The 25,137-nt window shown below is 47.2% G+C and carries 21 protein-coding genes; 13 read left to right on the top strand and 8 right to left on the bottom strand.

Features of this window, described 5'->3' with window-relative positions:
• Window positions 1–3: 3 nt before the first annotated feature.
• Window positions 4–927, top strand: a complete 924-nt coding sequence (locus ACZ5PW_RS18215) for a PP-loop family protein (RefSeq protein ID WP_464556348.1) — start codon at window positions 4–6, stop codon at window positions 925–927.
• On the top strand, window positions 924–1,943 hold the full coding sequence (locus ACZ5PW_RS18210; RefSeq protein ID WP_464556347.1) for a glycosyltransferase family 2 protein: 1,020 nt from the start codon (window positions 924–926) through the stop codon (window positions 1,941–1,943). The genes ACZ5PW_RS18215 and ACZ5PW_RS18210 overlap by 4 nt, the downstream gene beginning before the upstream one ends.
• 144 nt (window positions 1,944–2,087) lie before the next feature.
• On the opposite strand, the gene ACZ5PW_RS18205 is transcribed toward ACZ5PW_RS18210, so the two are convergent.
• The 4 genes from ACZ5PW_RS18205 to ACZ5PW_RS18190 are packed head-to-tail and all read right to left on the bottom strand — an operon-like array spanning window position 2,088 to window position 7,153.
• Window positions 2,088–2,807, bottom strand: coding sequence for an STAS domain-containing protein (locus ACZ5PW_RS18205; protein WP_464556345.1), 720 nt, complete (start codon window positions 2,805–2,807; stop codon window positions 2,088–2,090).
• Window positions 2,808–2,828: 21 nt separating this feature from the next.
• Entirely contained in the window at window positions 2,829–4,880 is a 2,052-nt protein-coding gene (locus ACZ5PW_RS18200) for an ATP-binding protein (protein ID WP_464556344.1), read from the bottom strand.
• A complete protein-coding gene (locus ACZ5PW_RS18195; RefSeq protein WP_464556342.1) occupies window positions 4,880–6,082 on the bottom strand; it encodes an ABC transporter substrate-binding protein in 1,203 nt (400 codons plus the stop codon). The genes ACZ5PW_RS18200 and ACZ5PW_RS18195 overlap by 1 nt, the downstream gene beginning before the upstream one ends.
• A complete protein-coding gene (locus ACZ5PW_RS18190) occupies window positions 6,083–7,153 on the bottom strand; it encodes a hypothetical protein (protein WP_464556340.1) in 1,071 nt (356 codons plus the stop codon). It lies immediately after the preceding gene.
• Window positions 7,154–7,389: 236 nt separating this feature from the next.
• On the opposite strand from ACZ5PW_RS18190, the gene ACZ5PW_RS18185 reads away from it, so the two are divergent.
• From ACZ5PW_RS18185 to ACZ5PW_RS18165, 5 genes are all read left to right on the top strand, one after another.
• Window positions 7,390–7,776: a response regulator transcription factor gene (locus tag ACZ5PW_RS18185; RefSeq protein WP_464556338.1), complete on the top strand. Its 387-nt coding sequence runs from the start codon at window positions 7,390–7,392 to the stop codon at window positions 7,774–7,776.
• Between the two features lie 119 nt (window positions 7,777–7,895).
• Window positions 7,896–9,554, top strand: coding sequence for an HD domain-containing phosphohydrolase (locus ACZ5PW_RS18180; protein WP_464556337.1), 1,659 nt, complete (start codon window positions 7,896–7,898; stop codon window positions 9,552–9,554).
• A gap of 95 nt (window positions 9,555–9,649) precedes the next feature.
• Window positions 9,650–10,891: an ABC transporter substrate-binding protein gene (locus tag ACZ5PW_RS18175; RefSeq protein WP_464556335.1), complete on the top strand. Its 1,242-nt coding sequence runs from the start codon at window positions 9,650–9,652 to the stop codon at window positions 10,889–10,891.
• Window positions 10,888–13,398: an ATP-binding protein gene (locus ACZ5PW_RS18170; RefSeq protein WP_464556334.1), complete on the top strand. Its 2,511-nt coding sequence runs from the start codon at window positions 10,888–10,890 to the stop codon at window positions 13,396–13,398. Before ACZ5PW_RS18175 ends, ACZ5PW_RS18170 begins: the two co-directional genes overlap by 4 nt.
• Before the next feature lie 14 nt (window positions 13,399–13,412).
• Entirely contained in the window at window positions 13,413–14,075 is a 663-nt protein-coding gene (locus ACZ5PW_RS18165) for a putative molybdenum carrier protein (protein ID WP_464556332.1), read from the top strand.
• Window positions 14,076–14,127: 52 nt separating this feature from the next.
• Here the strand turns inward: ACZ5PW_RS18165 and ACZ5PW_RS18160 are convergent, their stop codons facing one another.
• Entirely contained in the window at window positions 14,128–14,436 is a 309-nt protein-coding gene (locus ACZ5PW_RS18160; protein ID WP_464556331.1) for an Hpt domain-containing protein, read from the bottom strand.
• Window positions 14,437–14,621: 185 nt separating this feature from the next.
• Between ACZ5PW_RS18160 and ACZ5PW_RS18155 the strand changes: the two genes are divergently transcribed.
• From ACZ5PW_RS18155 to ACZ5PW_RS18140, 4 genes are all read left to right on the top strand, one after another.
• Window positions 14,622–15,002, top strand: a complete 381-nt coding sequence (locus tag ACZ5PW_RS18155; RefSeq protein WP_464556329.1) for an ArsR/SmtB family transcription factor — start codon at window positions 14,622–14,624, stop codon at window positions 15,000–15,002.
• A 2-nt stretch (window positions 15,003–15,004) separates the two neighbouring features.
• Window positions 15,005–16,231, top strand: coding sequence for an SO_0444 family Cu/Zn efflux transporter (locus ACZ5PW_RS18150; RefSeq protein ID WP_464556327.1), 1,227 nt, complete (start codon window positions 15,005–15,007; stop codon window positions 16,229–16,231).
• A gap of 36 nt (window positions 16,232–16,267) precedes the next feature.
• Window positions 16,268–16,414, top strand: a complete 147-nt coding sequence (locus tag ACZ5PW_RS18145; protein WP_464556325.1) for a hypothetical protein — start codon at window positions 16,268–16,270, stop codon at window positions 16,412–16,414.
• A 135-nt stretch (window positions 16,415–16,549) separates the two neighbouring features.
• A complete protein-coding gene (locus ACZ5PW_RS18140; protein ID WP_464556323.1) occupies window positions 16,550–17,086 on the top strand; it encodes a hypothetical protein in 537 nt (178 codons plus the stop codon).
• A gap of 114 nt (window positions 17,087–17,200) precedes the next feature.
• On the opposite strand, the gene mltG is transcribed toward ACZ5PW_RS18140, so the two are convergent.
• From mltG to ACZ5PW_RS18125, 3 genes are all read right to left on the bottom strand, one after another.
• The gene (mltG, locus tag ACZ5PW_RS18135) at window positions 17,201–18,322 is read right to left on the bottom strand and encodes an endolytic transglycosylase MltG (RefSeq protein ID WP_464556321.1); all 1,122 of its coding nucleotides are present in this window, start codon (window positions 18,320–18,322) and stop codon (window positions 17,201–17,203) included.
• Entirely contained in the window at window positions 18,244–18,651 is a 408-nt protein-coding gene (ruvX, locus tag ACZ5PW_RS18130) for a Holliday junction resolvase RuvX (RefSeq protein WP_464556319.1), read from the bottom strand. Before ruvX ends, mltG begins: the two co-directional genes overlap by 79 nt.
• 368 nt (window positions 18,652–19,019) lie before the next feature.
• On the bottom strand, window positions 19,020–22,562 hold the full coding sequence (locus ACZ5PW_RS18125) for an FAD-binding and (Fe-S)-binding domain-containing protein (RefSeq protein ID WP_464556318.1): 3,543 nt from the start codon (window positions 22,560–22,562) through the stop codon (window positions 19,020–19,022).
• A 471-nt stretch (window positions 22,563–23,033) separates the two neighbouring features.
• Here ACZ5PW_RS18125 and ACZ5PW_RS18120 point away from each other — a divergent pair, with 471 nt between their 5' ends.
• Complete coding sequence (locus ACZ5PW_RS18120) at window positions 23,034–24,173, top strand: pyridoxal-phosphate-dependent aminotransferase family protein (RefSeq protein WP_464556316.1); 1,140 nt, start codon at window positions 23,034–23,036, stop codon at window positions 24,171–24,173.
• Window positions 24,174–24,534: 361 nt separating this feature from the next.
• Window positions 24,535–25,128 carry a TetR/AcrR family transcriptional regulator gene (locus ACZ5PW_RS18115; protein WP_464556314.1) on the top strand — a complete coding sequence of 198 codons (594 nt, stop codon included), beginning with the start codon at window positions 24,535–24,537 and terminating at the stop codon, window positions 25,126–25,128.
• Window positions 25,129–25,137: the final 9 nt, after the last annotated feature.

Genomic DNA, 25,137 nt, shown 5'->3' with positions numbered 1-25,137 from the left:
TATATGAAATGCAAGGTCTGCAAGGCTGAATCGGTAGTATCTCTGCCGAGCCATAACACCTCGTTCTGTAAGGAACATTTTTTGAAGTTTTTTTTCAAGCAGGTTGCACAGGGCATCAAGAAGCGCAAACTGCTTGAGTATGACGACAAGGTTCTGGTTGCTCTTTCCGGCGGGAAGGATTCCCTCGGTCTGATGTATGCTCTTTCTGAACTCGGCTACAACGTAACAGGTCTGCATATTGATTTGGGGATCCATGAATCTTCCCGAAAGGCCCGTGCGGTGGTTGAGGATTTCTGCCGGGATAAAGGCTATCCGCTGAAGGTGGTTGAGCTTGAGAAAGAGGGCGTGCCCATGCCGCTTATAAAAAAGCATATCCGCCGTCCGATCTGTTCTATCTGCGGAAAGTTCAAACGCCATTATTTTAATAAGGTGGCTCTTGAGGATGGTTTTACCGCCCTTGCCACCGGACATAATCTCGATGACGAGATAGCACGCCTTTTTGCCAACACCTTGCGCTGGGATCAGGCTTATCTGTCGGATCAGGGGCCGTTGCTTCCTGCTGAAAACGGCTTTGCCAAGAAGGTTAAACCGCTTTTCCGGGTAACTGAATTTGAAAGTGCGAACTTTTCTTTCCTTTCGGATATACCTTACCACCACTTGCCTTGTCCTTTCAGCGGAGGAGCCAGTTTTACCGGTCATAAAATGCTCTGGCGTAACCTTGAACTGCGCAGTCCCGGTTCGAAAAGGGCTTTTTACAAGGGGTTCCTTGATCGCGGCCAGCCTGCTTTCGCTGCAATTGCTAAAGAAGAGAAGGACTTTGAAGTCATCCCCTGTGTTGAATGTGGATGCCCTACATCCGCGGGAACCTGCAATGTCTGCCGTATCAAGGATCAGTTGCAGAAATCCATAGAGGAAAATGGAAAGTGAGTCAGCCGAAAGTCTCAGTGACCATGCCCTGTTACAATTGTGAAGATACCGTAGGGCAGGCAATTGAAAGCATTCTGGGGCAGTCTTTCAGCGATCTTGAACTCATCGCTGCTGACGATGGTTCAACGGATGGGACTGCTGCTGTTTTAAAGAAGTATTCGGCGAAAGATTCACGCCTGAAACCTCTTTTTCTGGATCATCAGGGCGTTGTGGGAGCCGCAAATGCCGCTATCAATGCCGCTTCAGGCGAGTATGTTGCCCGGATGGACGCGGATGATATCGCCCTGCCGGAAAGAATGGCAAAACAGGCAACCCTCCTTGATGTAAATCCCGAAGTAGGTCTTACCGCGTGCAGGGTAGGGTTCGGCGGTGACCGGGAGAAGTGCGCCGGGTATGCCCATTACGTTGATTGGATTAATTCTCTGGTAGAAAGTGATGACATATCACTTAACCGTTTTGTGGAGTTTCCTTTCGCCAACCCTTCCATAATGATGCGCAGGGACCTGATTCACAAGCATGGCCCGTTCCGGGATGGAGATTTTCCTGAAGATTATGAGCTGGTTCTGCGCTGGCTGGAAGCAGGGGTAAAGATGCGTAAGGTGGATGAGGAACTGCTCATCTGGAACGACCCGCCGGACCGTCTGTCACGCAATCATCCGAAATATACTGTTGATGCCTTCTACAGCATCAAGAGCCAATATCTGTTCCGCTGGCTTGAACAACACAGTTGTACGCATCCCGAAGTCGGTATCATCGGATCAGGACGAACATCCCGAAAACGCTATGAGATACTGGAAAATCTAGGAACCAGAACAGCCTTTTATGTGGATATTGATCCGCGCAAGGTAGGCAAGATCATTCACGGATGTGAAGTGCTGCACCGCGATGACCTGCCTGAACCGGGGACCGTCTTTCTTCTCTCTTACGTGGCCAGCCGTGGGGCGCGTGAAGAGATTACCGAGTTCCTTACAGCAAAAGGTTATATGCTGGGGCAGCATTACTTACTGGTGGCTTAGGCTTGCGGTAGCTTGACGAAGAGCTTGGAAGATTCAGAAAAAAGGATGAAAAAAATCATACGAAACTTACTGAAAAATTCCAAAATTATTAAACCTCTTTTAAAAGGGGTAAGGGGGCCGGCAGGGAGGGAGAGATGCCGGAGGTTATAAAGGGATGCTGTCTCGTGCTTCTCTCTCGGTGGTATGGATAGCAGCCATCTGGCTTATTCCCATGGAATCGAGAACCGCACGGAAATTCCCGGAAAGTCCGGCGATGAAAACGTTCATCCCTTTGGTTCGTGCTTTTTCAACCACACTGTAAAGGGTGTCCATCGCCGCACCGTTGATGGAAGATTTTTCCTGAAAGGTGAGCAAAAGATTGCCTTTGGTGGTAGCCATTGCTTCATCAAAAGTATCCAGCAATAAGCCTTCGGAATTTGAAGTGAGATTTCCTGTAACCTTTACTACCGCAAGATTTTCTTCCATGGTCAGTTTTACATCATCTTTTTTACGGCTTGCAAATTCGCGTCGGTCGCTGGAAAGCTGAAGGGCCTTTTCAAGATCTTCACGTCTGACAGGCTTGTTGAGGAAATCTGTAGCATCAAGGTTCAAGGCCTTGATGGCCAGGTCCATATCTCCATGCCCGGTAATGACAATTACTTCAGCGTTCGGAGCGATTGCTTTTATCCTGCTTAGAACTTCAAGTCCGTCCATGCCGGGCATTTTAATGTCAGTCATGACCATTTCAGGCTGTTCAGCATCGAAAAGCTCAATCCCCGTCTCACCGTTTTCAGCGGTGACAACATCATGTCCATAAGCGGTCAAAAGCATTTTGAACATGTTCAAAGTGGCTTTTTCATCATCAATTACAAGAATTTTACTCACACCAAAACCCCTGTCTAGGTTCTATTGTTCCGGGCCGGGCAATGAATTATCATCTTTTGCGGCGGGGAATGCAATAATGAATGCAGTTCCTTTGCCGGGCTGGCTTTCAATATCTATGCTGCCCTTGTAGTCCCGGACTATGCCATATGTGATTGCCAGCCCCAACCCCATGCCATATCCTACTTCTTTGGTACTAAAAAAAGGTTCGAATATCTTGTTTCGGACCTCTTCGGTAATTCCCGCGCCTGTGTCCTCCACCCTGATAACAACATGACTGCCGTCCCGGTAGGTTTTGACCTTTATGTAGTCTTCCCCTTCATACCCGGTGGTTTCCCGCTTTTCAGCTATGGCGTCACGTGCGTTGTTAACCAGATTGAAGAATACCTGCTGCAAGCGGTTATCCTGAGCGATAATGCGGGGAAGGTTTTCAGTCAAATCCATTTCAAAGATAACATTCTGCAGCTCAAACTGTTTGGTCACAAGCGTGAGTACACTGCGTACCGGGCTGTTTATATCTACTTTGTCAGTCTTAAACCCGGATTTCCTTCCGAATGCTCTTAGGGCGGAAATGATTTCCGCGGCCCTGTCCACCTGCGTGCTGACTTCTCTGGCAACTTCCTGAAGCTGGCTGGCCGGAACGTCCCGCCCCTGTTCCGCCATCAGAGCCAGATATTCGCTGCCCATCTTGATCGCGTTAAGCGGCTGGTTGACCTCATGGGCAACCCCGGCTGACATCTCCCCGAGGGATTTCATTTTTGCCGCCTGCACAAGCTGGGCATCTTTTTCAATAATTTCGGTGATGTCGTTAACCGCCACGATGATGGACGGCTGGCTTCTGTATGTGATGGGGCATGCGTGCATATTTACATAAACCGGGATTCCGCCTTTTTTGAGGTGCAGAATCTTGGGATAATAAATACACCCCGAAGGCCCGCCGTATTCTTCAAAAGCTTTTATGCACTCACGGTTTGATTCAGGACCGAGCTTGAGGAATTTCTCTCCGATCAATTCATTCAGCGGATATCCGTAAAGCTCAGTAACTCTCGGATTAGCGTCAATAATTCTGAAATCTGAACAGGAGACAACCAGAATGGGGTCCGGACCGCTGTCGAAAAGCGACTTGTACTTTTCTTCTGATTCACGGAGGCGGCGTCTGTAAAGTTTGATCGACCAGACCATGTTACGGAAACTGTCGGCCAACTGGATTACTTCATCACCTTTCCTTTTGTAATAAAAGTGGCAATCCCGGCATTTTTGAAGGTTGTCTTTCCCGTCCACACCGTTATCCGAGTGCGGGCTGGAAAGATCAAAATGCCAGCAGGGGAAATCTGTATTGTAGTAGGCCGGGCAGCTTGACGGATCCCAGTCGGTTCCGCCGGCGAGAACATCCAGGCTGAAATTGAAATTTCCCCGAGAAAGTTCGTCCGAAAGCTGGGTAAGCCTGCTTATGGGCTTGGTGATATATTCCGCAAGACGGTGGCTGATAACGAAGATAATGACAACTACAAATGATATGAAGCCGAGGAATGTAAAGCGCAGGGTGGAAACAAGCTGGTCTATGTGTATTTTGTTAAGCCCTACATGAACTGTTCCGATGCGGTACAGGCCTTCTCTGATAGGTACGGCAATATCATAGGCGGAGGTCTTCCCGAGATCAATCAGGCGTACTGATTTTGATTCACCTTCTTTAATAGGGTTGGCCTTGTCCAGATTCTCAGGAAAGGGTTTGGTAAAGGTATGGCACAGCACTTCCTGATCCTTGCTGAGGACAAAGATATAGGTGATCAGGTGCTGCCGTTCACGGAGTTTTGCTTCCTCAAAGGCCAGACTGAGAAGTTTGGGATAGTTGCGGTCAAGGATATATCCGGCTCCGCGCTCGGCGATGGAATAGGCTATGGCCACACCTCTGAGTTCAAGCTCTTTTGTTAGGGATGAAACAAGTATCCACCGGGCCAGAAGGGCGATTATGGCACTGATGATGAGAATTACACCCAGAGTGGAAACAAAGAATTTGTTCTTGAGGGTCAGTCCTGAAAATCGGCGTATAATTCTGTCTGTATCAAAGAATCTCACTACCTTATACTCCTCCTGAGTTCGGCCCAGTCTCTGATAAGTTCAAAGCTGCCGTTTCGGTAGCGGGTGAAATAAACCTTGTCCATCCCCTGATGATCCTTTTCCCCGTATGAAACCGTAATTCCCGGAGCGATCTCGTATCTGTCCATGGACTTTACAGCGTCAATAAATTTGTCCCGTGTTAAATACCTGCCGCTTCTCCGCAGACCTTCAACCAGTATCCGGGCGTTGAAGAAACCTTCCAACCCCACCAGGTTCGGAGTTTCATCAGGATAGTATTTTTTCATGAGCCTGATGTAGCTGGCCGCTTCTGAACGGGAAAGCCCCTGGTCATCACTAAAGGGGGGAACCACCTGCGACATGATTACCAGATTCTTTGCTCCTTCGAGCTCCTGCGCGAATTGTCGCGCTCCAATGAAGGAAACTGTGTAGTAAACGGGGGTAACTCCTTCTTTATTGAGCTGTTCCATGAATTTTATGCATGGCGCACTGGTTCCGATCATGAAAACAGCCTGTGCTCCGGAGTATTTGATTTTCTCCACCCCTTCCTGCACATCCAGAGAGCCTCGCGTATAAGAGCCTCTGGCCACGGGTTCGAGGTCGAAGTCTTTTAGAGCTAGTTCGGTCCCGGTCAATCCGTCAAAGCCGAAAGCGTCATACTGGTAAAAAACCGCAATGCGGGTGATACCCAGATCCTCAACCATATGTCGAACGGCTTCCTTGGTTTCCTGGTAGTAGGAAGGCCGGATATTAATGACGTAACGGTTGAAAGGTTTGCGCAACGCATTTGCTCCGGTGAACATGCCCAGCAGGGGGATGCGGGCATCATCAACAAGAGGAAGTATTTTTACGGTGGTGGGGGTTCCCACATAGCAGAAAAGGGCGAATATTTTGTCTTCGATGATCAATTGCTGCGTATTGATAAGACATTTAGGTGGGTCATATGAATCGTCATAGGCGACAACTTCAATTCTGCGTCCGTGGACTCCGCCCTGATCATTTATGTGATTGATGTAGGAAAGAGCACCGTGGAGGGTCTGGGTTCCCAGATAACTGGCATGTCCTACGAGGGGAAGGGATGATCCAAGGACAACCCTGTCCTCATGGACACCCGGATTTTTGTCTTCATGGACTTTGACCGTAACCGATCTTTCACATGCCGCAAGAAGCAGCAGTGCCAAAATTAGGAGGGCTTTTTTCATTTACTGTCCTTGCTGGGGATTTGAAAGCTGCATGGCCATAACAGCCTGCCCTTTGAAAAGGCAGCTGCGCTTGCACGGAGGAATTTTAAGACTGCGCAAAAACTGGAAACTCATTCTGGTCTTATTGACGCCCATTGATCTTGCGGCTCTAGTTTCTGCATAAATGAGATGAGGCTGAAAAGTCTTTTTCGCAGGCATGTAGATCAGCATGGCCAGAAGAACCCGGTCATTGCGGGAAATCATTTCCCCCCCTTCACGGATTGAACCGACGAGAGCAAGTCCGCCTTTGGAAATATCAACAACGTGCGGTTTATCCGTTTTGGAGGTCAGGTGTCTTCTGTTGTCTATTACTATGTCCGGCTGGACTTTATCCAGTGTATAATCGATATCGAAATCTTCATTATCAAGCCGCCATATTTTTATCTTTATGTATCGCTGGTCAGCAACTTTCCTGCGGGCGTAGACCCGCCTCTTGATATAGCCGAATGAAGTTTTACGGGTGATAACGGCCCCTTTACCCGGGGAAAAACTTTTGACCGTTCCGGCAAAGGCATTGACCTTTTTGTTTCCCTTCAAAAGATCTTCAAAAACGAATTTAATCTCGGCTCCTTCATTAAGCAGATCTTCAGTAGCCATATCTTTAAATGTCACAATAACATTCATTCCCTCTATTCCGGCAACATTGACCACCGCCGCAAGGGTTCGCTGCCCTGAACGTTCCCCGAAAATATCAGCTTGAGTCCGGTTCATGACCAGTCTTTCAAGAATGTCCTGGTCAGTTTTTCCTTTCCAGATTTTGTTTTTTCCGGGATGCCTCTGTCCGGCATCTTTTCCCGGAACCTGTGGTGCGGCATGTTTCTTACCGGTCAGCTGATGTATTTTTTCGTTTAATAGGGATTTTATGAGCTGGTATATTTTGTATTTACGTATGAAGTAGTTCGCAATGAGAAGTGCAAGACCCACTGCAATAAGCATAAAGAACATTTTTACAGGTTCAGGTAAGGGTGGAAGCCCGTAAAATGTATTCTGGATGGTTCCCAGGAACCTTGTATCCACTTTGGCTTGGATCATAATAGATTATCTGGCTTCTTGTTTTAATTACTCAGTTTGATCGGGTGATCGGTTAACTCTTAATTCAACTATAGTATAAAAACAGACAAAAAGGCTATAACCCTCTCTGATGTTGACTTAATATTCTTTTTACAAGGTTCTTCAGTAAATAAATTATTTTTTCAGTAAGGTAACTCTTGCCGAGGTTGAAGACAATATGTAAATATGGTCACAGTTTGGCAACAAAAGGAGAGCCCATGCCCGGAAAAATTCTAGTTGTGGATGATGAAGTCCACATCAGGATGCTTCTCGAACAGACTCTGGAAGAACTCGAAGATGATTATGATGTTGAGTTGCTGACGGCCGAAAACGGCGAAGAAGGTCTGGACTGTATCCGTGATGAGCGGCCGGATCTGGTTTTTCTCGACATCATGATGCCCTATATGAACGGCTACGAGGTTTGTCAGGCTGTCCGGGAGGATGAGGGATTGTCTGGTGTGAAGATAATTCTTCTGACCGCCAAAGGACAGGAAGTAGACCGCAAGCATGGACTTGAACTTGGTGCTGAACGATACATGACTAAGCCTTTTGATCCTGAGGAAATTCTGGAAGTTGCTAAATTAATACTTCAACTAGAAGACTGACAGTGCAGCCGATGAATGTGAGCCTGAAGCCTGAAACACGGTTGAAAAAATTTATAAAACCGAAAAAATTGAAAGCTTTCTTTCGGAAAACGGCTCCGTTGCTTCCGGAAGGAGCGGTCTTGTGTGCTTACATCGACAGTTTTCCCTTATATTGTGAAGAACCTCTGAACGCTTCCAAATCCAGTGCTATTCTGGTCCCGGTAAAAAATCCGGCCAATGAGAATCTGAGCATCGGTGTCTTTCTTGATGAGAATGAGGATTATGGTTCAGAAGATCTTCAACATATCAGATCAGTTCTGGAACTCACTGCCTTTTCCATAGCAAATCACATTGAATCCGAGACAGCTCGAAGACTTATCGGGGAGGAAACCCTTTCCAAGTATCGTGAGCTGGCACTTCTGCACCGGTCCATCGTTGAACTGAATAATTCACTTCGGCTGAAGGATGTTATTCATGCCTTGTCGAATGAGTGTCAGACCTCAACTCTTCCGGCTCAGATGGGGGTTGTTTATCTGCCCGAAGAGGACGGGTTCAGTGTTTTCGACAGCTTCGGTGATTTTGAACCTGAACTTATTAAGACTCTGGTGGAGAGTCCGTTGTTTCAGGACGTGATTTCAAGTCTTCGCGGTGAGATAATCAATAATGTAACTCAGGACAGACGTTGCAGCGGCTGCATGCCTCAGGGAGTCCGTTCCCTGCTGATAATGCCCATCCCTTCCCCCAGTGTCTGTGAGGGGGTTCTGGTCCTCATGTCACGCTGTGTGAATGCTTTTAACGCGGCGCATCTCAAACATGTTTCCACATTGTCTTCCGTTGCGGGAATTTCCATAAGCAACGCATACAATTTTGAATCGATAAGGGTTCTGATGGATGCCCTTCTCAAGGCTCTGGCTGAAGCCATTGATGCCCGTGATCCTTTCACCGCCGGGCATTCTGAGCGGGTTGCCCACCTTTCTGTCGCTTTTGCCCGCCAGATATCCAATGAAGGTGGAGTCTTTGAGGATATAAATTTCAATGACGAACAACTTCGCGAAATATTTTATTCCGGTATCCTGCATGACATCGGGAAAATAGGAATCAAGGAAGAGGTTCTCACCAAGAAGACCCGCCTCCCGAAATCCATGCTTGATGTGATAGGAATGCGGCTGAAGCTTTTTGGTCTCCATCACAAGCATGAGTGGGAAAATGACTATAAAAGGCTTAAGAAAATAAATATTTCACTCAGTCCTCCTCAGGAAGATCTGGATTTTGTCAACAGCATAAGCAATGTGAAGTTCAAGGTTAATGGTTCAACCGTGCACATGCTTCAACCTGATGAGCGCAAGTGCCTGTTGGTGAGGAGAGGCAATCTTACCAGCGAAGAGCGGATGGAAATTGAGCGTCATCCCACCGAAAGCAGACGTATTCTTGAGCATATTCCTTTTCAGGACGATTTAGCTCAGTTGCTTACCATAATCGGCCAGCATCATGAGCGCATTGACGGTTCCGGTTATCCAGAAGGTCTGGAAGGTGATAATATCCTTATACAGAGCCGTATTCTGGCAATTGCGGATATTTATGATGCGATTACTCAGGAGCGGCACTATAAACCGGCAACTCCTCAGTCCAGAGCATTGAAGATTCTGGCCGCTGAAGCTGAAGAGGGTAAACTGGACCGGGATCTGGTTTTTCTTTTTATCAACAATATAAGTGAAATTGAAAAAGGGGCGGAGAGTATTGACCTTGATCGTCCTGTTTCTCCGAGGTTCTGCAAGATTCCTCGGAATAATATGAACTAGCCGCCGGCTACCCGAACGCCCCGGCGACAGGGATAACCTGCAATAAAACCGGGTTTTCCGGTCCGCCGGCTGAAATTTACTTCGGGGTTTCCGGTATGCTTAAGCCTGTTCTCAAGTCACTTCTTCTTTTCTCATTTCTGCTTCTATTATGTTCTTCCGCAAGTGCCGCCTGGAAAGGAAACTATATTCTGGGAATGTCTGCAGCCTTCACCGGCCCGAGTAAAGGGCTGGGGATAGAATTATTTCGTGGTGCCCAGGCTTATTTCGATCTGGTCAATGCCCGTGGAGGAATAAACGGCCGTAAGATTGTAGTGCAGTTTTACGATGATGATTACAATCCCGTTCCTGCAATCCGCAATACCATAAAACTTGTGGAGCAGGATGACGTTTGCTGTCTGTTCAATTATGTGGGCACGCCTACTGTTACCCGCGTTCTTCCCGTCATCAAACATTTCAATTATGACAAGCCGGTTTATCTGTTTTTTCCTTTTACCGGAGCTCAGCCCCAGCGGGAATTCCCTTACGAAGAGTATGTTTTCAATCTCAGAGCTTCATACCGTCAGGAAACTTGGGGACTTGTTCATAACCTGTATATGACAGGGCGGACCCGCATTGCTGTTCTATATCAGGCTGACGCGTATGGGCGCAGCGGCTGGGACGGTATCAGAAAAGCTCTTTCTGAAAAGGAATTGAGTATCGTGGCGGAGGCTACTTACCGCCGAGGGGCATCTTTTTCAGACTCCATGAAACAGCAGGTGGAAATTCTGGCCGAAGCAAAGCCTGATGCTATTATATCGGTTGGAACCTATGAGGCCAGTGCCGCTTTTATAAGGGACGCGCGTGATGCGGGAGTAGATGTGCCCATCTGCAATCTTTCCTTCGTAGGCAGTGAGAATATGCTTGAATTGCTGCAAGTGCTGGAGAAGCAGACCGGCAGAAATTATACGCGGAATCTGGTAAATACTCAGACTGTTCCAAGCTATGAAGATACCACCCTTCCTGCCGTTGTAGAATACCGCAAGGCCATGACCGGCAATCCGCCCTCAATGCCGGAAGGATTCGGTATGGGCTATGTTCCCCTGAAGTTCAGCTTCATAAGTTTTGAAGGTTTTCTCAATGCCAAGGTTATGACTGAGATTCTGGAGAAACTTGAGCAGCGCCAGTACAACGGGAATATCTATGCCGCAACCTTGTCCATACGAAATCTTGATATCGGAATCGGAGCAAAAGTGAGTTTCGGCAGGGGGAAGCATCAGGGGCTTGACGAGGTCTATTACACGACAGTTTCCAACGGAAAGTTCGTTCCGCTGAAAAGCTGGAAGAGGTGGAGCAAATGACCATAAAAATGAGAATGTCAAAGATTTTTCAGAAAACCATGCTTATGACTTTCATTCTGTTCGGGGTCATATCATGTTCCATGTCCCTTATATCCGCGCTTACCCTGCACAACCACATGGTTGACGAGTACATAAGCAAGGGCAAGGCCATCGCCAGCAGCATTGCCAGTTCCAGTGTCGAGATTCTTCTCAACCGGGATTCTTCCACTATACAGTCCATGATAGACCAGTTCACGGCCAGTGACGGGGCCGCTTACGTCTATGTTCAGGATGCTGATGGAAATATTATTTCCCATACTTTTGTGCCGAGGGTTCCCGAGATTCTGGCTTCCAGAAACATCCATCCGGAAAATATGTCCGTACGGGAACTGGAGCTTCCTGAATTCGGCGATGTGATAGATATCACCAAGCCCATATTGGCTGGAATGGCAGGTTATGTTCATGTCGGTATGGATAAGGGGATCATCAATAAATATGTATGGATTGCCATTGCCAAGCTCCAGGTGGTTATGTTTTTCATTTTTTGGGGCAGTGTGCTCATGCTTTATATGATGGTGAAAAAAATATCTGAGCCCCTGAATGAACTAACTGAATACGCCAAAAAGCTTTCTGATCATGATTTCACCGCTGATATCGAGATTAAATCCAATGATGAAATCGGGTTGCTGGCCGGAACAATGAAAAATATGGCCGATGAACTGACCACTCTGATTGCAGGCCTTGAGCGGGCGGTGAGTAACGCTACCAGCGAGTTGCAGGATACCCTGACTTATATGGAAGTCATCATGGACAACTTGGCGGATGGTCTTCTGGTTGTTGATATAAAAGGTAAAATATCTCTTACCAATCCGGCTTTGAGTGAACTGTTCGGCCTTTCCGGTCAGGAGGTCAAAGGGAAAGATATAAAGGATTATTTTTCGTCCGAAATGACAGATCTATATCATCTGGTTCGCGGTTGCGAACATGAAATTTATTCATCCGAAATAACCCTGCCGGACCGTCGTACGGTCAAGGCCGTTGCAACCCCGATCCATAAGTGGGAATCCGAGAACGGCTGCAATTTATGCCTTGGAGCTGTAATTCTGGTCAGAGACATTACTTATGAAAAAGAGGTTGATAATCTTAAGACTGATTTTATTTCCACTGTTTCTCATGAATTACGCACGCCTATGACTTCAATTCTCGGGTTCGCCAAAATAATCAGGAAGAAGCTGGAAAAGAATGTTTTTCCAACTTGCAGTGCTCCGGATAAGAAAACCGAGAGATCCATTTCGCAGGTAAAAGACAATATCAATATTATTGTCTCTGAAGGTCAGCGGCTTACTGAATTGATAAATGATGTCCTTGATATCGCCAAAATGGAATCGGGAAAAATTGACTGGAAGAAAGGTCCGGTTGATATGACAGATATTTTCAATACCTCGGTTCAGGCAACGACACCACTATGGCAACCGAAAGGATTGGAAATGATTGTGGATGTCGAGAACGGGTTCCCGAAAATTTATGGTGACCATGACAGAATCCTGCAGGTTCTCGTCAACCTTATTTCAAATGCCGTCAAGTTTACAGATTCCGGGGCGATTACCCTTAATGCCAGATCTCTCGGTGATGAGATAATGGTCAGTGTCACTGATACCGGGAGTGGGATTTCGCCCGAAGACCAGAAGAAAATTTTTCAGCGGTTCAAACAGGCAGGAGACACGCTTACCGGTAAGCCCAAGGGAACAGGACTGGGACTGCCCATTTGCAAGCAGATTGTCGATCACCACAAGGGGCGGATCTGGGTGGATAGTAAACTCGGCGAGGGGAGTTCTTTTCATTTTACACTGGCTGTGGACTCACCTGTCGTCGAAAGAGCAGTACCTGTATCGTCCCGTATTTCAAGAAAGGGTAAAGGTGAGATGCGTCCCGGCTGTCCTGACAGTCCTTTGATAATGGTCGCAGATGATGATCCGGCTTTAAATGAGTTCCTCTCACAGGTTCTTGAAGAAGAGGGGTACAGGGTGGTTACTGTAACCGACGGTCAGGAGGCTGTGGAAACCGCTAAAAAGAGGCTTCCCCATCTTATTACCATGGACCTCAAGATGCCGGTGATGAATGGAGATCAGGCGATCCGTTCACTTAGATCCGACCCGTCAACGAGCCATATACCTGTAATTGTGATAAGTGCACTTGCAGAAGGGCAGCGTGCCGGCGGAGATGCCGCACTCATCAAACCAATCGATGAGAAACGTCTTGTGGAGACAATCCACGGGCTTTTGCAGGAAGATCTGGTCATGAGTGATCCCTGCATGGTTCTTGGACAGGAGGACGCTCAGCCTGTTGAGAGTCTGCTGGTAATGTGTCCGGGTAAGATTAATTATTGTCCTCCTGCAGATTTGTGGAAAAGGGTGTCATCAGGTTTCAAAGGGACTATTTTTGTCACAGCCGAACTCAGCAACAGCCTTGATCTGGATAGATTATCGCAAACCCCTGATGTGCAGATTGTTATTTTACCGGAAAACTGATAACTGTCCCGGTCATGGAAAGAGCAGCTATATACGGGGGCAGTAAATACAAGTCCTGTGAAAAGTGTGGATGGACCGGAGCATTGGCAGCCTATGAAGTGATTCCGGCTCTTGTTCCGGGAATGGAATTGCTTAGGTGTCCCTATTGCGGAGAAACCCAGACAGTAGAAAGCAGGGTGTTCGGTGATGAGAAGGCTGCTCTGCCTCGCGGTTTCAAGATAGTTTCAGGAGGTCAGACCGGGGTAGACCGGGGGGCACTGGATGCGGCTATAATTATGGGCATTCCCCACGGAGGATGGTGTCCACGTGGCAGAAGGGCTGAAGATGGCAGAATACCTGACCGGTACAATGTTCAGGAGATGACATATCCGCAGTATTGGAAAAGAACCGAGAGAAACGTTCTTGATTCAGACGGTACTCTTGTTTTTCCCGGAGATTGCGAGTCTAAGGGGACGGCACTTACAATCAGGCTGGCCCGCAAGCACAAGCGTCCTCTGGCTGTTGTCCCTCTTGAAGATGGCGGGGCGCACAAGACTGTTTCAGCATGGATAATTGCCCGGAAAATAGAAGTTATGAATGTTGCCGGACCTCGTGAAAGCGGTGCTCCGGGAATAAGTCTTCGAACCAGAAAATTTCTGATCCAACTTCTCTCAATGATGAGGGAAGATTCGTCTTAAAAACCAGTGCAGTCTTTTTTTTAGGAATGCAGTTCTTTTACATGGGAGATGCTTATGGCTGCTCAGGGATAAACCGGGTGTTTTGGAGCAGATTCTCAAGCCGGAGACAGATCTTTTTTAAGTCTTCAGTATTTTCGTTCTGCGCAGCACTGCTTATATCTTCCAGACCACGGACATAAGTATCGTATCCGAAAGTAAGGGCAGCTCCACGAGAGGAGTGCGCTATCTCGCATATTTCAGCGAAATCTTCTTTACAGATTGATTTTCTGATGTCTTCCAGTTCCTTTGAAAGTGACTCAGTCAGAACCGGAGTCAGATCCATCAGATCCGGATCTATGATGATATCTATTTTTCCACTCAAGCCAACTCCTGCGGTAGCGTCCATTTTTATAATTACCTAAACGTTTCTTACTTTAATATATTATAAAATTTTGAGGAATTATTTATTTTGTCTTTGGTCAGGTTCGCTCTTGACCGGGTTGACAAAACATTTTAAGGAAATAATATATGAATAGTTGCTCATATATAAACATGACGGAGCTGGGAATGAACAATAAGAGCGGTTGCTGCGATGGCTATAATCCTGACATATGTAAAGTTAAACTGGTCCAGAGCAAGTGTTGTTCTCGAGAGACAATGCATGAGCTTGCTTCGGTTTTTAAACTGATGGGGGACCCGGTGAGAATCTCCATTCTGCACGCTCTTTCCATAAGTGAAATGTGTGTATGCGATCTGGCCGAGTTCCTTGATATGAGTCATTCAGCTGTATCTCACCAGTTGAGGCTGCTGCGTACCGCCAGAATGGTTCGGTTCGAGAAAGAAGGGCGCAGGGCAGTTTACAGTCTCAGTGACAGTCATGTTGAAACCATAATGCGGACAGCCCTTGATCATATGAAAGGTGACGGATGCCCGCCTGAAAAGGGATAGATATGCTCGAAATTATCATCAAAATTCTTCACGAGTCATGGGAGGTACTGCTGCAGTCTTCCCCTTATATTCTGTTAGGTTTTTTTATTGCCGGTTTACTCAAGGCTTTTGTCGGCCCTGAGTTTATAAGTCGTAACTTAGGTTCGGGAAAAACTTCAGATGTGCTTAAGGCTTCTCTTCTGGGTGTTCCGATTCCTTTATGCAGCTGCGGGGTTATCCCTGCGGCCGCCCAGCTCCGCCAGCAGGGGGCAAGTAAAGGTGCTACCACTTCCTTTCTCATCTCCACGCCTGAAACCGGTATGGATTCAATTGCGGTGACATACGCCCTGCTTGATCCGGTGATGACTTTTTTCCGGCCTTTTGCAGCCTTTTTTACCGCAATGGTGGCCGGTGTACTTGTTGACAGGAATGACAAGAAAAACAGTCCCTTGCATGAGAAAAACGTAATTCCGAATGCAATACTTACCCCCCACGATTCAGCTCATGTGCATTTGCACGGCGAGCAGAATGATTGCGGGTGTTCTGACAATTCGAAGGATTGCGGATGCTCGAAATCATCCTCAGGGCACAGATGCACTGATGCTGGCGGGGAAGTTCAGAGCTGCTCCGGTGGCGGGTGCGGATGCGTTGATTTATCAAAAGAGCTTCCTGCTACGTTCATGGGCAAGCTGAAAAGCGGTATGAAGTATTCGTTTGGAGAGTTGCTTCAGGATATCGGATTGTGGTTCCTTTTCGGTGTGCTGCTGGCGGGGCTTTTCAGTGCTGTGATTCCTGACGGATTTATCGAGGAAAATCTCGGGGGCGGCTTCCTGCCTCTGCTGATAATGCTTGCTGCTGCTGTTCCGCTTTATGTATGCGCCACAGCATCTACTCCGATAGCTGCGGCCCTTGCGCTCAAGGGACTGTCTCCCGGTGCTGCACTGGTTTTCCTTCTGGCCGGGCCTGCCACTAATGCGGCTTCCTTTACCGTTGTTGCTAAGCTGCTGGGAAAGAAGTCCGCTTTTATCTATCTTGGAAGTATTATAGGATGTTCATTGGTGTTGGGAATGTTCGTCAACTGGCTTTACTACAGTCTGGGACTGAGTATCACGGACTGGGTACAGAGTGGCGCGGAAGATACTCATGGCCTGCTTTATATTGTATCGGCATTGATTCTTCTTGCATTGGTTGTCTATCCCAAGGTATCGGCATTAGTGAAGGGTGAAAGTGTGATCGGACATTCTCACTAGTATTGCTGGATAAAATTCTCAACCCGGGAGGATGAAGTGACTGGAGAAGGAGTAGAAGCCGTCATTGTGATGCTGGTAATCGTATTTGCTATTTTCCATATGGTCAGGAAAAAATCCCGGGAAGGGCTGGATGAAATGATGAGAAAGCAGGAAAGGGATTCTGTTGAATCTGAAAAGGATTAGCAGCCCGACTATTTAATAATATAAAGTCTCCCCGAAAATTCGTGGGAGACTTTTTTTGGGTGTCTTGTTCAGTGTTGAGTAAAGTGTTATCGCAGGCTGAGTTTTGTTAACAATTAAATGTGCGGATAAGTAGAAGTGACTGAAAATACAGCTTTCATTGAAAAACAGCTTGCAGAATTGCGTGATACTGAAAACTTTATCGGTTTTTGCGCCTTTGATCTTTTTCTGGATGATGATGAATCAAGACGTAAGGAAGGGGTGCTTAAGATTTCCCGCCACAACCTCACTCCTGAAACCGGGTTTCTTAAGTTTATTTTCATCGTGGATGTGTATGGGGATAAAATAACCCGGGGAAAGGTTCTGGATATTTTTTCAAGATTTCATGACAGTGAACTGAATGCCGAGACAGATCCTGACTTCATGTATGTGAGGCCTACGGAACCCAAAACTCAAAAAGACCGCTCCTGGTTTATAGGAGAAGTTTTTTTTCATTTTGACACAGCCAAAGGGGCTTCGCATCAGAATGTATTAAAGTTCTTTCTGCCTTTTCTTACATTGAGACTGCCTGTTGAGTTCAGGGATTTGCAATGGTGGGATGATGAACAGTCCGAAAGTCCCGTTAAAAAATCCGCGATCGAATCGATCACGGATTTCATTATGAGTAAATTTTAGAATTCATCAGAGAATAGCCGAAAGATGAATATTCTTTATTGCTACTGAAAGATCAGAGATAAGAAAGCTTTATTAAAAAGGCGCAGTATCTATCGGGATACTGCGCCTTTTAGTTTAGTTGTAAGATCTGTAGGTGTCGCGGTTCCTGCGTAATTGGTATTTTCTAACGGCTGCGTTGTGTTCTTTGAGGGATTTGCTGAAGTAGTGAGAACCGTCTCCCTTGGCAACAAAGTACAGATAGGAGTGCTGTTCGGGATTTATGGCTGCTTTTATCGATTCAAGGCCCGGGGAACAGATCGGTCCCGGAGGAAGCCCTTTGTGCTGGTAAGTGTTATAGGGGTTGGATTTGTCTTTGAGATGCTTTTTTCGCAGATTACCGTCAAAGGTTTCACCCAGACCGTAGATAATGGTCGGATCGCACTGCAGCAGGTAGCCCTTTTTAAGTCTGTTTGCGAAAACACCGGCGATTCTGCGGCGTTCAGTAACATCTCCGGTCTCTTTTTCCACCAGCGAGGCGAGAATTATCGTACTGTGTACTTCTTTTGGTGAAGGAATCTTTCCGTCCCATGCCTCATTTGCTGCCTTCTTGAATTCCTTAAGCATGGTTTCGACCATGGTTTTTCCGGAATTGCTTTTGGGCCGGGTAAGCAGGTAGGTTTCCGGGAAGAGGTAACCTTCTGCATTTTTTGCAGGGATCTTGTATTCTGCAAGAAGTTCCGGGTCTGAAACAGCGGTTTTGAAGTCAGCGTAAGTTGTAAGTTCAGACTTATCGGCTTCCTGGGCTGTAGCCCACCAGGTCAGTCCTTCACGTACTGAAAATTTATGCAGAATTCCGGATGTGGTGGTAAGTTTCTCAAGAACTTCGGGAGCTGTCATATTGGACCAGAGGCGGAATTCCCCAGCTCTGATCTTGTCTTCCTTGCCTTCAACCTGAGCGTACTGGCGGAATCTTTTAGCATCACTGATCAGGCCTTCTTTGGCCAGATTTCCGGAAATGGTCCAGAGCGGTTGCCCCCGGTCAACTGTAAAGATAACTTCCCGCCCCTCAATTTCCGGGGGTAAGTTAAGAAAACTCCAGTTCTGGTACATGAACCAGCCGGCGACAAGCATGAGTGCCATGCATCCAAAAGCGATGGTTGGCATGACATAGCGCAGAACTATGCCCGGCTTAGCCATGTCTCCAGAATCACCTTTGCTGCCTGGCTGTCCAGATTTTTCTTTCTTTTCCTGTCCCAAAGTCCAGCCTCCTTGAGTTCTTCTTCCGCTGCTATAGAGCTGAGTCTTTCATCAACAAGATGAATGGGCAAGTCAACCCTTCTTTGTAACGATGCCGCAAAGTTACGCACTTGCCGGGTGGTAAGGGTGTCTTCCCCGTCCAGAGAAAGTGGAAGACCGATCACAATGTCGGCAATTTTTTCATCTTCTATTATTCCAAGTAATTCCATGAACATTGCGTCACGGGTTGTCCTCTCCATTACTTTATACGGAAATGCGAACATCCGTTCGGGGTCGGTTATGGCCAGTCCGACGCGTTTGGTTCCGAAATCTATACCTAGTGCTTTCATGTTTTCTGCCTTGGGGCACTTCGGAAATCAGTATGACTTTGTGATTACCTGTATGCCGGAATTACTCTATGGATGTGGTAAAATTATGACTTAAAATCCTCATCTTTCCGTAATTGTGGATTATCCGGTTGTGTAGTTCTCGTTTATCAGTATGGGATAAGGTCGGCCCGGCACATGCGTACACAATTGGGCTTAAACTCTCTGGGCATACGTTCGGATATTTCAAATCTTATAGTAAACCACATGTCAAAAACTCAAGGAGCCTTTGAAACCGCCCACAACCAAGAAATATCGGAAAAAGCGATAGCGTATAAAAATGCCCCCGGCAAGCCCTTAAAGGGCAGCCGGGGGCATTGGTCATGGTTTCTCTAAATCAGTACCAGTTCGTCCTGACGCTTGGCTTTTTCAAGTTCTTTTTTGAAATCCTTGCGCCATTTCGGTCCGCCTATGACTTCGGCCAGATATTCAACTGTGTGCATAACCCTATTCTGTTTCTTAAGGTTGTCCACATTGCGTTTAATACCGACTTTACAGGAAGGACAGCCTACCAGAATCGGAGTGTTCTTGTCCTGCCCCTGAAGATCATTTTTAAGCTGATCTCCTTTGCGGTCTCTGAGTTTGTTATATATTTCAGGGCTGGTTATTGAACCGAGACCTGATTCACCACAGCATCCCGGGGAGAGAGTGACTTTGGTTCCCAGAATGTCGGCGATTGCGTTGCGGTACATTTCAGGGGCTTTGGATTTTTTAACTTCAGTCCATTCAGTGTGGCAGGATGCATGATAGATAACTTCCTGATCCGCGCTGACAGAGCTGAAATCCAGTTGTCCGGGATTAGCCAGCAGATACTGGACTGCATCACTGCGTTTGATCTCCTGCCCGAGTTCTCTGAATTCGTATGAATCAAGAGATTCGCGGCAGGTTCCGCATGCGGTTATCAGGGTAGATACGTCCATTCCGGCAATTGATGCCTTGGCAATACGGTACTGGATGTCACTGATATTGCGGTGACGGTTGGTATTGTATGCCTCAACACAACCGCTGGCCAGCAGCGGATAACCACAGCAAAGATGTTTGGCGGGCATAATCACGTTCACACCGGACTTGAGCAGCAGATACAGGGTTGCCATTCCGATGTCCTTGGAGAACAGGGAAGCTCCACAGCCCGGAAAGTAATATACACTGTCCTTGGCGGGGGTGTTCTGCATGAACATGGAGCCTTTGTCCAGATTAATGGTCTCGGACAGGTTCTGGAAGTCCATGGCCGGGGTTTTGCTGTGCAGCATGGGAGATTCCATGCGTCTGCGCCAGTGTCCGGGAACAAGACCCACAGCCTTGGACTGGAGTCCGGCCGAAAGGGATAGAAACTTGGCAGCCTTGGGCAGCCTGCTCTGAGGATCTTTGGCAATGAAGCCGAGTACCGCGTTTTTAACAGGATGACCTCCGGTTCCCTTGTACTCAAGGAAGGAACGGATCTGAAGGGCGGCTCCGGCGGAGTCTATTTTGATAGGGCATACTGATGTGCAGCGCCCGCAGGCGGTGCAATGCTCCATCAGTTTGCGAAGTCTGGTCATCAGTTCAGGGGTCGGCTCACCACGCTGTACCTGAGAATAGTAGATTGCTTCAACAAGTGCGCCAAGGGCGATGTTCTTGTTGCGCGGATGGTACATGAGTCCCTGCTCCGGGAAATACATGGGGCAGACCTGCTTGCATTTTCCGCAACGGGTGCAGGTCTGGATGTTCTGGAGCAGTTCCATAAGGTGTTCCTTGTCCTTGATAGCGGTCTTGTTCAGGTCGTTGATGAGCCTGTTGAACGAGAATGTGTATGCCGGAGAAGGAAGATCCCTGCGGGTCAGTTTGCCGGGGTTGAGTATATTCAGCGGGTCAACCTTGAGCTTGTAGTCGCGGATGGCTTCGATCTTGGATTCAGACAGGTAGTCGATTTTGGTAATGCCGATTCCGTGCTCACCGGAAACCTCACCTTTCAATTCAAGAACTTTTTTGAACACATCATCAACCGCTTCATGTGCGGAGTGGAGCATTTCCGGGTCGTTGGAGTTGACCGGAATGTTTACATGACAGTTGCCGTCACCGGCATGCATGTGGTTAGCAATGATGATGCGCTGGTCCTTGAGCTTTTTAAATATTCTGGAAATATCCGAATCAAGCTTGGGAAATTCATCGCGCAGTTCCTGAAAAAGAAAATGCACCTGTCCCTCAAGCTCCTGATCGCTCATGTCGGTTCCGGTTATCTTGCCTTTGAGGATATTTGTGGTGCGCTCAAGAGCCAGTTCCACTTTTGGTTCCTCGATAGGAAAGCCGGGGAGTTCTTTAACCGCAAGCAATGATCTGCGGTAGATCTTGGCAAGGTAAATGAGGTTGAGGTCCTCAAGGAAGTCGGAAAAGTCCGGGATAACCTCAAGGGGAATAACGATATCCTCGTTTACTTTAAAGCCGGAGGTTCTTTTTGCGATAGCGGACAGCTTGTGACGGTCCTCCCAGAATACTTCAGCCTCTTTCGCATCACGGGCAGCGAAGATGTCCACTCCGTCATAGGGCTGCGCTATGGACATAATGGTGTCAACGGCACTCTGGAGAGCGGCTTCGTCATCAGAGTCAAGCTGGAGGATAAGAACGGAGATGGGATCACCTTCGTATTTTTCAGACTTCTTTACATATTTGATAGCCTGAACATACTTGGGACCGAACTCTTCAAGCGCGGATATTTTAACCAGATCGCCTTCTTCACGGATGGTGTCACGCAGGGCTACTACATCCTTGATGACAAGCATGGCATTGCGCATGGAGCGTCCGAAAAATTCAAGACACAGCACGCGGGATATGCTCGGCTTGGGATAAAGAGCGAAGCAGCATTCGGTAATGATGCCGTCCACTCCTTCTTTCTGCACTCCGGGGAGTCCACCGAGATACTTGTTGGTAACATCCTTTCCAAGCCCGGTACTGCGGATTTCCTCGGGGCTGAGCTCAATCATATCTATGCGACTGCCTTTAGCATCATAGATTTCGAAGGTTGCTTTTTCATCCGCGAAAATTTTGTGACCGGGATGTCCCTGACGGCGGACTTCGATCAGTTCGCCTTTAGGCATAACCATTTTATAGCTGATGATATTGTCGATAGTGCAGCCGTATTCAAAAGCGAAGGGCCCGCCGGAGTTTTCCGAAATATTACCGCCAAGGGAGGAGCCTGCTTTGGATGCGGGGTCCACGGTGAATAGCACCCCTTTTTTATCTGCTGCCTTGATGGCGTCCAGAGTGATTACTCCTGACTGGGCGCAGAGAGTCATGGACTGGGTGTCTACACTCATTATCTTTTTGAACCTGCCAAGGGAGAGCACTGCGGTACGGTCGAGTGCCGGTATAGCTCCACCTGTCGCACCGGTTCCGCCGCCCCGGGGGATCAGACCGAACTGCATTTCGTTGGCGAGGCGTACAATTGCCTGAACCTGCTCGGTTTCTTCGGGAAAAAGTACTGCTATGGGCAGCTCAATACGAAGGTCTGTTGCATCCGTGGCGGACTGAACAAGGGTATGCGGATCAAGGCCGATACAGTGTTCAGGAAGGATTTCCTTCATTTTTTCGATGAATCTGTCCTTGAATTCTCTATCTGCATCCTGTTTGAGCCAGAAATTTTCAACCGCTCTGGTCAGTCTTTGCGGGTATTCGCCGGAAAGGCTGGGACGGGCAAGTGTGAGCGTGCGGGAGACGGACTTGCGGACAAGCTCCGGATCGATGAAAGGATTGTAGCGCACAAGGAAGAGTTCCGCAGCAATGCTTTCCGAAAGCATGCGCACATCTTCAGGCCAGCCTTTGAATTCATAGGCATCGAGACCTAGCACTCTCTGCAGGAGCGCTTCGGCGGGAATAGAAATATGAGGACCTAACTGAGGCATAATATCTTACCGTGAGTGTTTTTATGTTTGGGGCAGAACAGCCCCTGTGAAGAAAAGAAGGCAATATAGTGGGGGTCCACCTGAAAATCAAGCAACTATTTTGCTAAAAAATTATATTTGAGGTTGATTTTGTTACAGGATGTATTTGTTAACTGTCCATTTTTTATACATAATTGTTTGCAGTGAGGTTGTTAAGAAACGCAAAGCAGCATAAAATTCAGGGGCACTCCATTAATCAGCTGTTCAGCCGAATAAAATTTCACTTATAAAGTGGCTCCTACCAGTTTGATATAATAACCACAGCACTGATTGTAAAGGTATCCCTCCTTTTGAACTTGACATAGAGCTGAAAAATGGAAGATTATTCGAACCTTGAATTTTACCTTACACCGCTCGAAAATACATTTTATTTCGAAATGCAAAATTAGGGCGGGGTTAAATTAATAAAAAAGAAAAAGAAAGGGGCAAATAATGATCGGAGATAATTTTGATGAACTCAAACTTTTTATAACCGGCCCCATCATGCTGCGCGAGGAAGTGCGCAAGGCTGGACTTCTGCCGGAATTCGGACACCGTGATGCGGAAAACCCCAAACGCTTCGGTCCGATTATGGAAAATCTCATGAACATCGCAGGAAATCCTGAGGGGTATACTCCGGTTATCTTTAACGGTTCCGGAACGAATGTCCTTGAGGCTTCTGTGCGTTCACTTGTTGCTGACTCCGAGAAGGTTCTCAATGTTTCAATAGGCGCCTTCGGGGATTTATATCACAAGCTGGCAGTTCTTAACGGAAAGAATGCTGTTCAGCTTAAGTTTCCCTATGGAAGGGCTGTTGATCTTGAAAAGCTTGAGGATGCCCTTAAAGAGCACCGGCCTGACGTTGTCACTTTTACCCATAATGAAACTTCTACCGGTGTTATCAACGATATCGTTGCTATCAGTGAAATGGTAAGATCATACGGTGCAAAGCCGATTATCGACGCGGTTTCCATTTTCGGTGGTGCTCCGTCCATGATCAATGAATCCAGACCGCTCATGTATTGCACCTCAACCCAGAAATCACTGGGACTGCCTGCCGGGTTCGGCATTGGTTTCATTTGTGATGAGGCGATTGAAAAGGCCGAAACCGTCCAGAACCGCGGCTACACCACTGATATTATAGCCCAGATGGGCAAGGCAAAGCTCAACCAGACTTTGACTACCCCGAACGGAACTCTTGCCAACCAGATGTGTGTGCAGCTTGATTATATAGTTAATGATGAAACGGTCGAGGGACGTTTCAGACGCCATGAAGAGATGCGCGCCATCGCCCATGAGTGGGCTGATACGATGGGTGGTTATGAACTTTTCGCGCAGGAAGGTTACCGTTCGCCCAGCCTGACTACCTTTAAGACTCCGGCCCAGATGACTATCGACAGGCTGAAAGAGGTCAAGGAGATCATGCGTGGTCATGGTTACCTGTTCGACCCCGGTTATGGAAAGATCAACAAGGAACTGGCAGAAATGGGTGAATCTCCCATTTTTCGCGTAGGTCACATGGCGGATATTATGCCCGATATGCTTGAAGAGTATCTTGAAGTTCTTGGTGGGGTGTTGAAGGGGTTTGAATAAAATCTAACGCTATAACAAATATGACTGGCCCCGAATCCTTCTTTAAGGATTCGGGGCTTTTTCGCGCCGAATAAGATTTTTATGTGGTGAGCGCTCGGTTTTTTTGCTTGAACTATCAAAAAAAATGATCAATAAAAACCGAGTAGTGGCTCAGTTTATTTAGAAAAATGGACTCTGTGAAAAAAAGATCATGGATATTTTGGATGTTTTAAATTGACTAAGTCGATATATTTTAGGTGTTTATTTGCTAAATTGCGTGCGTATTGTGAAAAAATGAACGGGTTGACATTGAACCCGGATTCAGATTATTTTTAATTCCGACTGAGTGCTCAGTCGGTTTTTTCGATCAAGAGGAGAAACAATGACCAAAATGTCCAAAAAGAAGGCGGCAATACTGGAGGCTGCCACCATACTTTTCGCCAACAAAGGTTTCACTGAAACTTCCATGCAGGAACTTTCAAGTATGACCGGGGCGGCGGAAGGTACGATCTTCTATCACTTCAAGAACAAGGAACACCTTTTGTTGAGTATCCTTGAAATAACCAGGGAGCGTATTCTGGAGGAGTTCAACCAGCACATGGAACACCATGCGCCGGGAACCGGAATTGAAGAAATGGAAGAGGTGGTTGCGTTTTACCTTCTTCTGGCAGGACGGATGGAGTATCAGTTTTTACTTTTGCACCGACATTTTCTCTATCAGTTCGCAGAAAGCAGACCTGAATTCCGGGAACATCTTGAGGCCATTTACAATTGTCTGGTTTACCTGTTCGAACAGGCAATTGAAAAGGGGGTGGAAGATGGTACCATTGGCGGGGTAAGTCCCCGGAAGAGCGCACTCATCATTTTTACGATGGTCGATGGTTTAGTGAGATTCAAGAATTTTAATCTCTATGATGCGGGAGCTCTGTTCAACGATTTGATTGAGTCCATCCGCAGAATGTTGAAACCTGAATAGGGGTGTTAT

It is taken from the genome of Maridesulfovibrio salinus (assembly GCF_055394525.1).
The sequence above is the reverse complement of the archived record's forward strand: the minus strand, read 5'-3'. Positions and strand labels throughout refer to the sequence as shown.

Coding starts and splice junctions, on each gene's coding strand:
- ACZ5PW_RS18150 (WP_464556327.1), top strand. CDS start 15,005: ATGCTCGAAATTATCATCAAAATTCTTCACGAGTCATGGGAGGTACTG.
- ruvX (WP_464556319.1), bottom strand. CDS start 18,651: ATGAAAGCACTAGGTATAGATTTCGGAACCAAACGCGTCGGACTGGCC.
- ACZ5PW_RS18215 (WP_464556348.1), top strand. CDS start 4: ATGAAATGCAAGGTCTGCAAGGCTGAATCGGTAGTATCTCTGCCGAGC.
- ACZ5PW_RS18195 (WP_464556342.1), bottom strand. CDS start 6,082: ATGAAAAAAGCCCTCCTAATTTTGGCACTGCTGCTTCTTGCGGCATGT.
- ACZ5PW_RS18165 (WP_464556332.1), top strand. CDS start 13,413: ATGGAAAGAGCAGCTATATACGGGGGCAGTAAATACAAGTCCTGTGAA.
- ACZ5PW_RS18155 (WP_464556329.1), top strand. CDS start 14,622: ATGAACAATAAGAGCGGTTGCTGCGATGGCTATAATCCTGACATATGT.
- ACZ5PW_RS18125 (WP_464556318.1), bottom strand. CDS start 22,562: ATGCCTCAGTTAGGTCCTCATATTTCTATTCCCGCCGAAGCGCTCCTG.
- ACZ5PW_RS18190 (WP_464556340.1), bottom strand. CDS start 7,153: ATGATCCAAGCCAAAGTGGATACAAGGTTCCTGGGAACCATCCAGAAT.
- ACZ5PW_RS18170 (WP_464556334.1), top strand. CDS start 10,888: ATGACCATAAAAATGAGAATGTCAAAGATTTTTCAGAAAACCATGCTT.
- ACZ5PW_RS18175 (WP_464556335.1), top strand. CDS start 9,650: ATGCTTAAGCCTGTTCTCAAGTCACTTCTTCTTTTCTCATTTCTGCTT.
- ACZ5PW_RS18120 (WP_464556316.1), top strand. CDS start 23,034: ATGATCGGAGATAATTTTGATGAACTCAAACTTTTTATAACCGGCCCC.
- ACZ5PW_RS18185 (WP_464556338.1), top strand. CDS start 7,390: ATGCCCGGAAAAATTCTAGTTGTGGATGATGAAGTCCACATCAGGATG.
- ACZ5PW_RS18115 (WP_464556314.1), top strand. CDS start 24,535: ATGACCAAAATGTCCAAAAAGAAGGCGGCAATACTGGAGGCTGCCACC.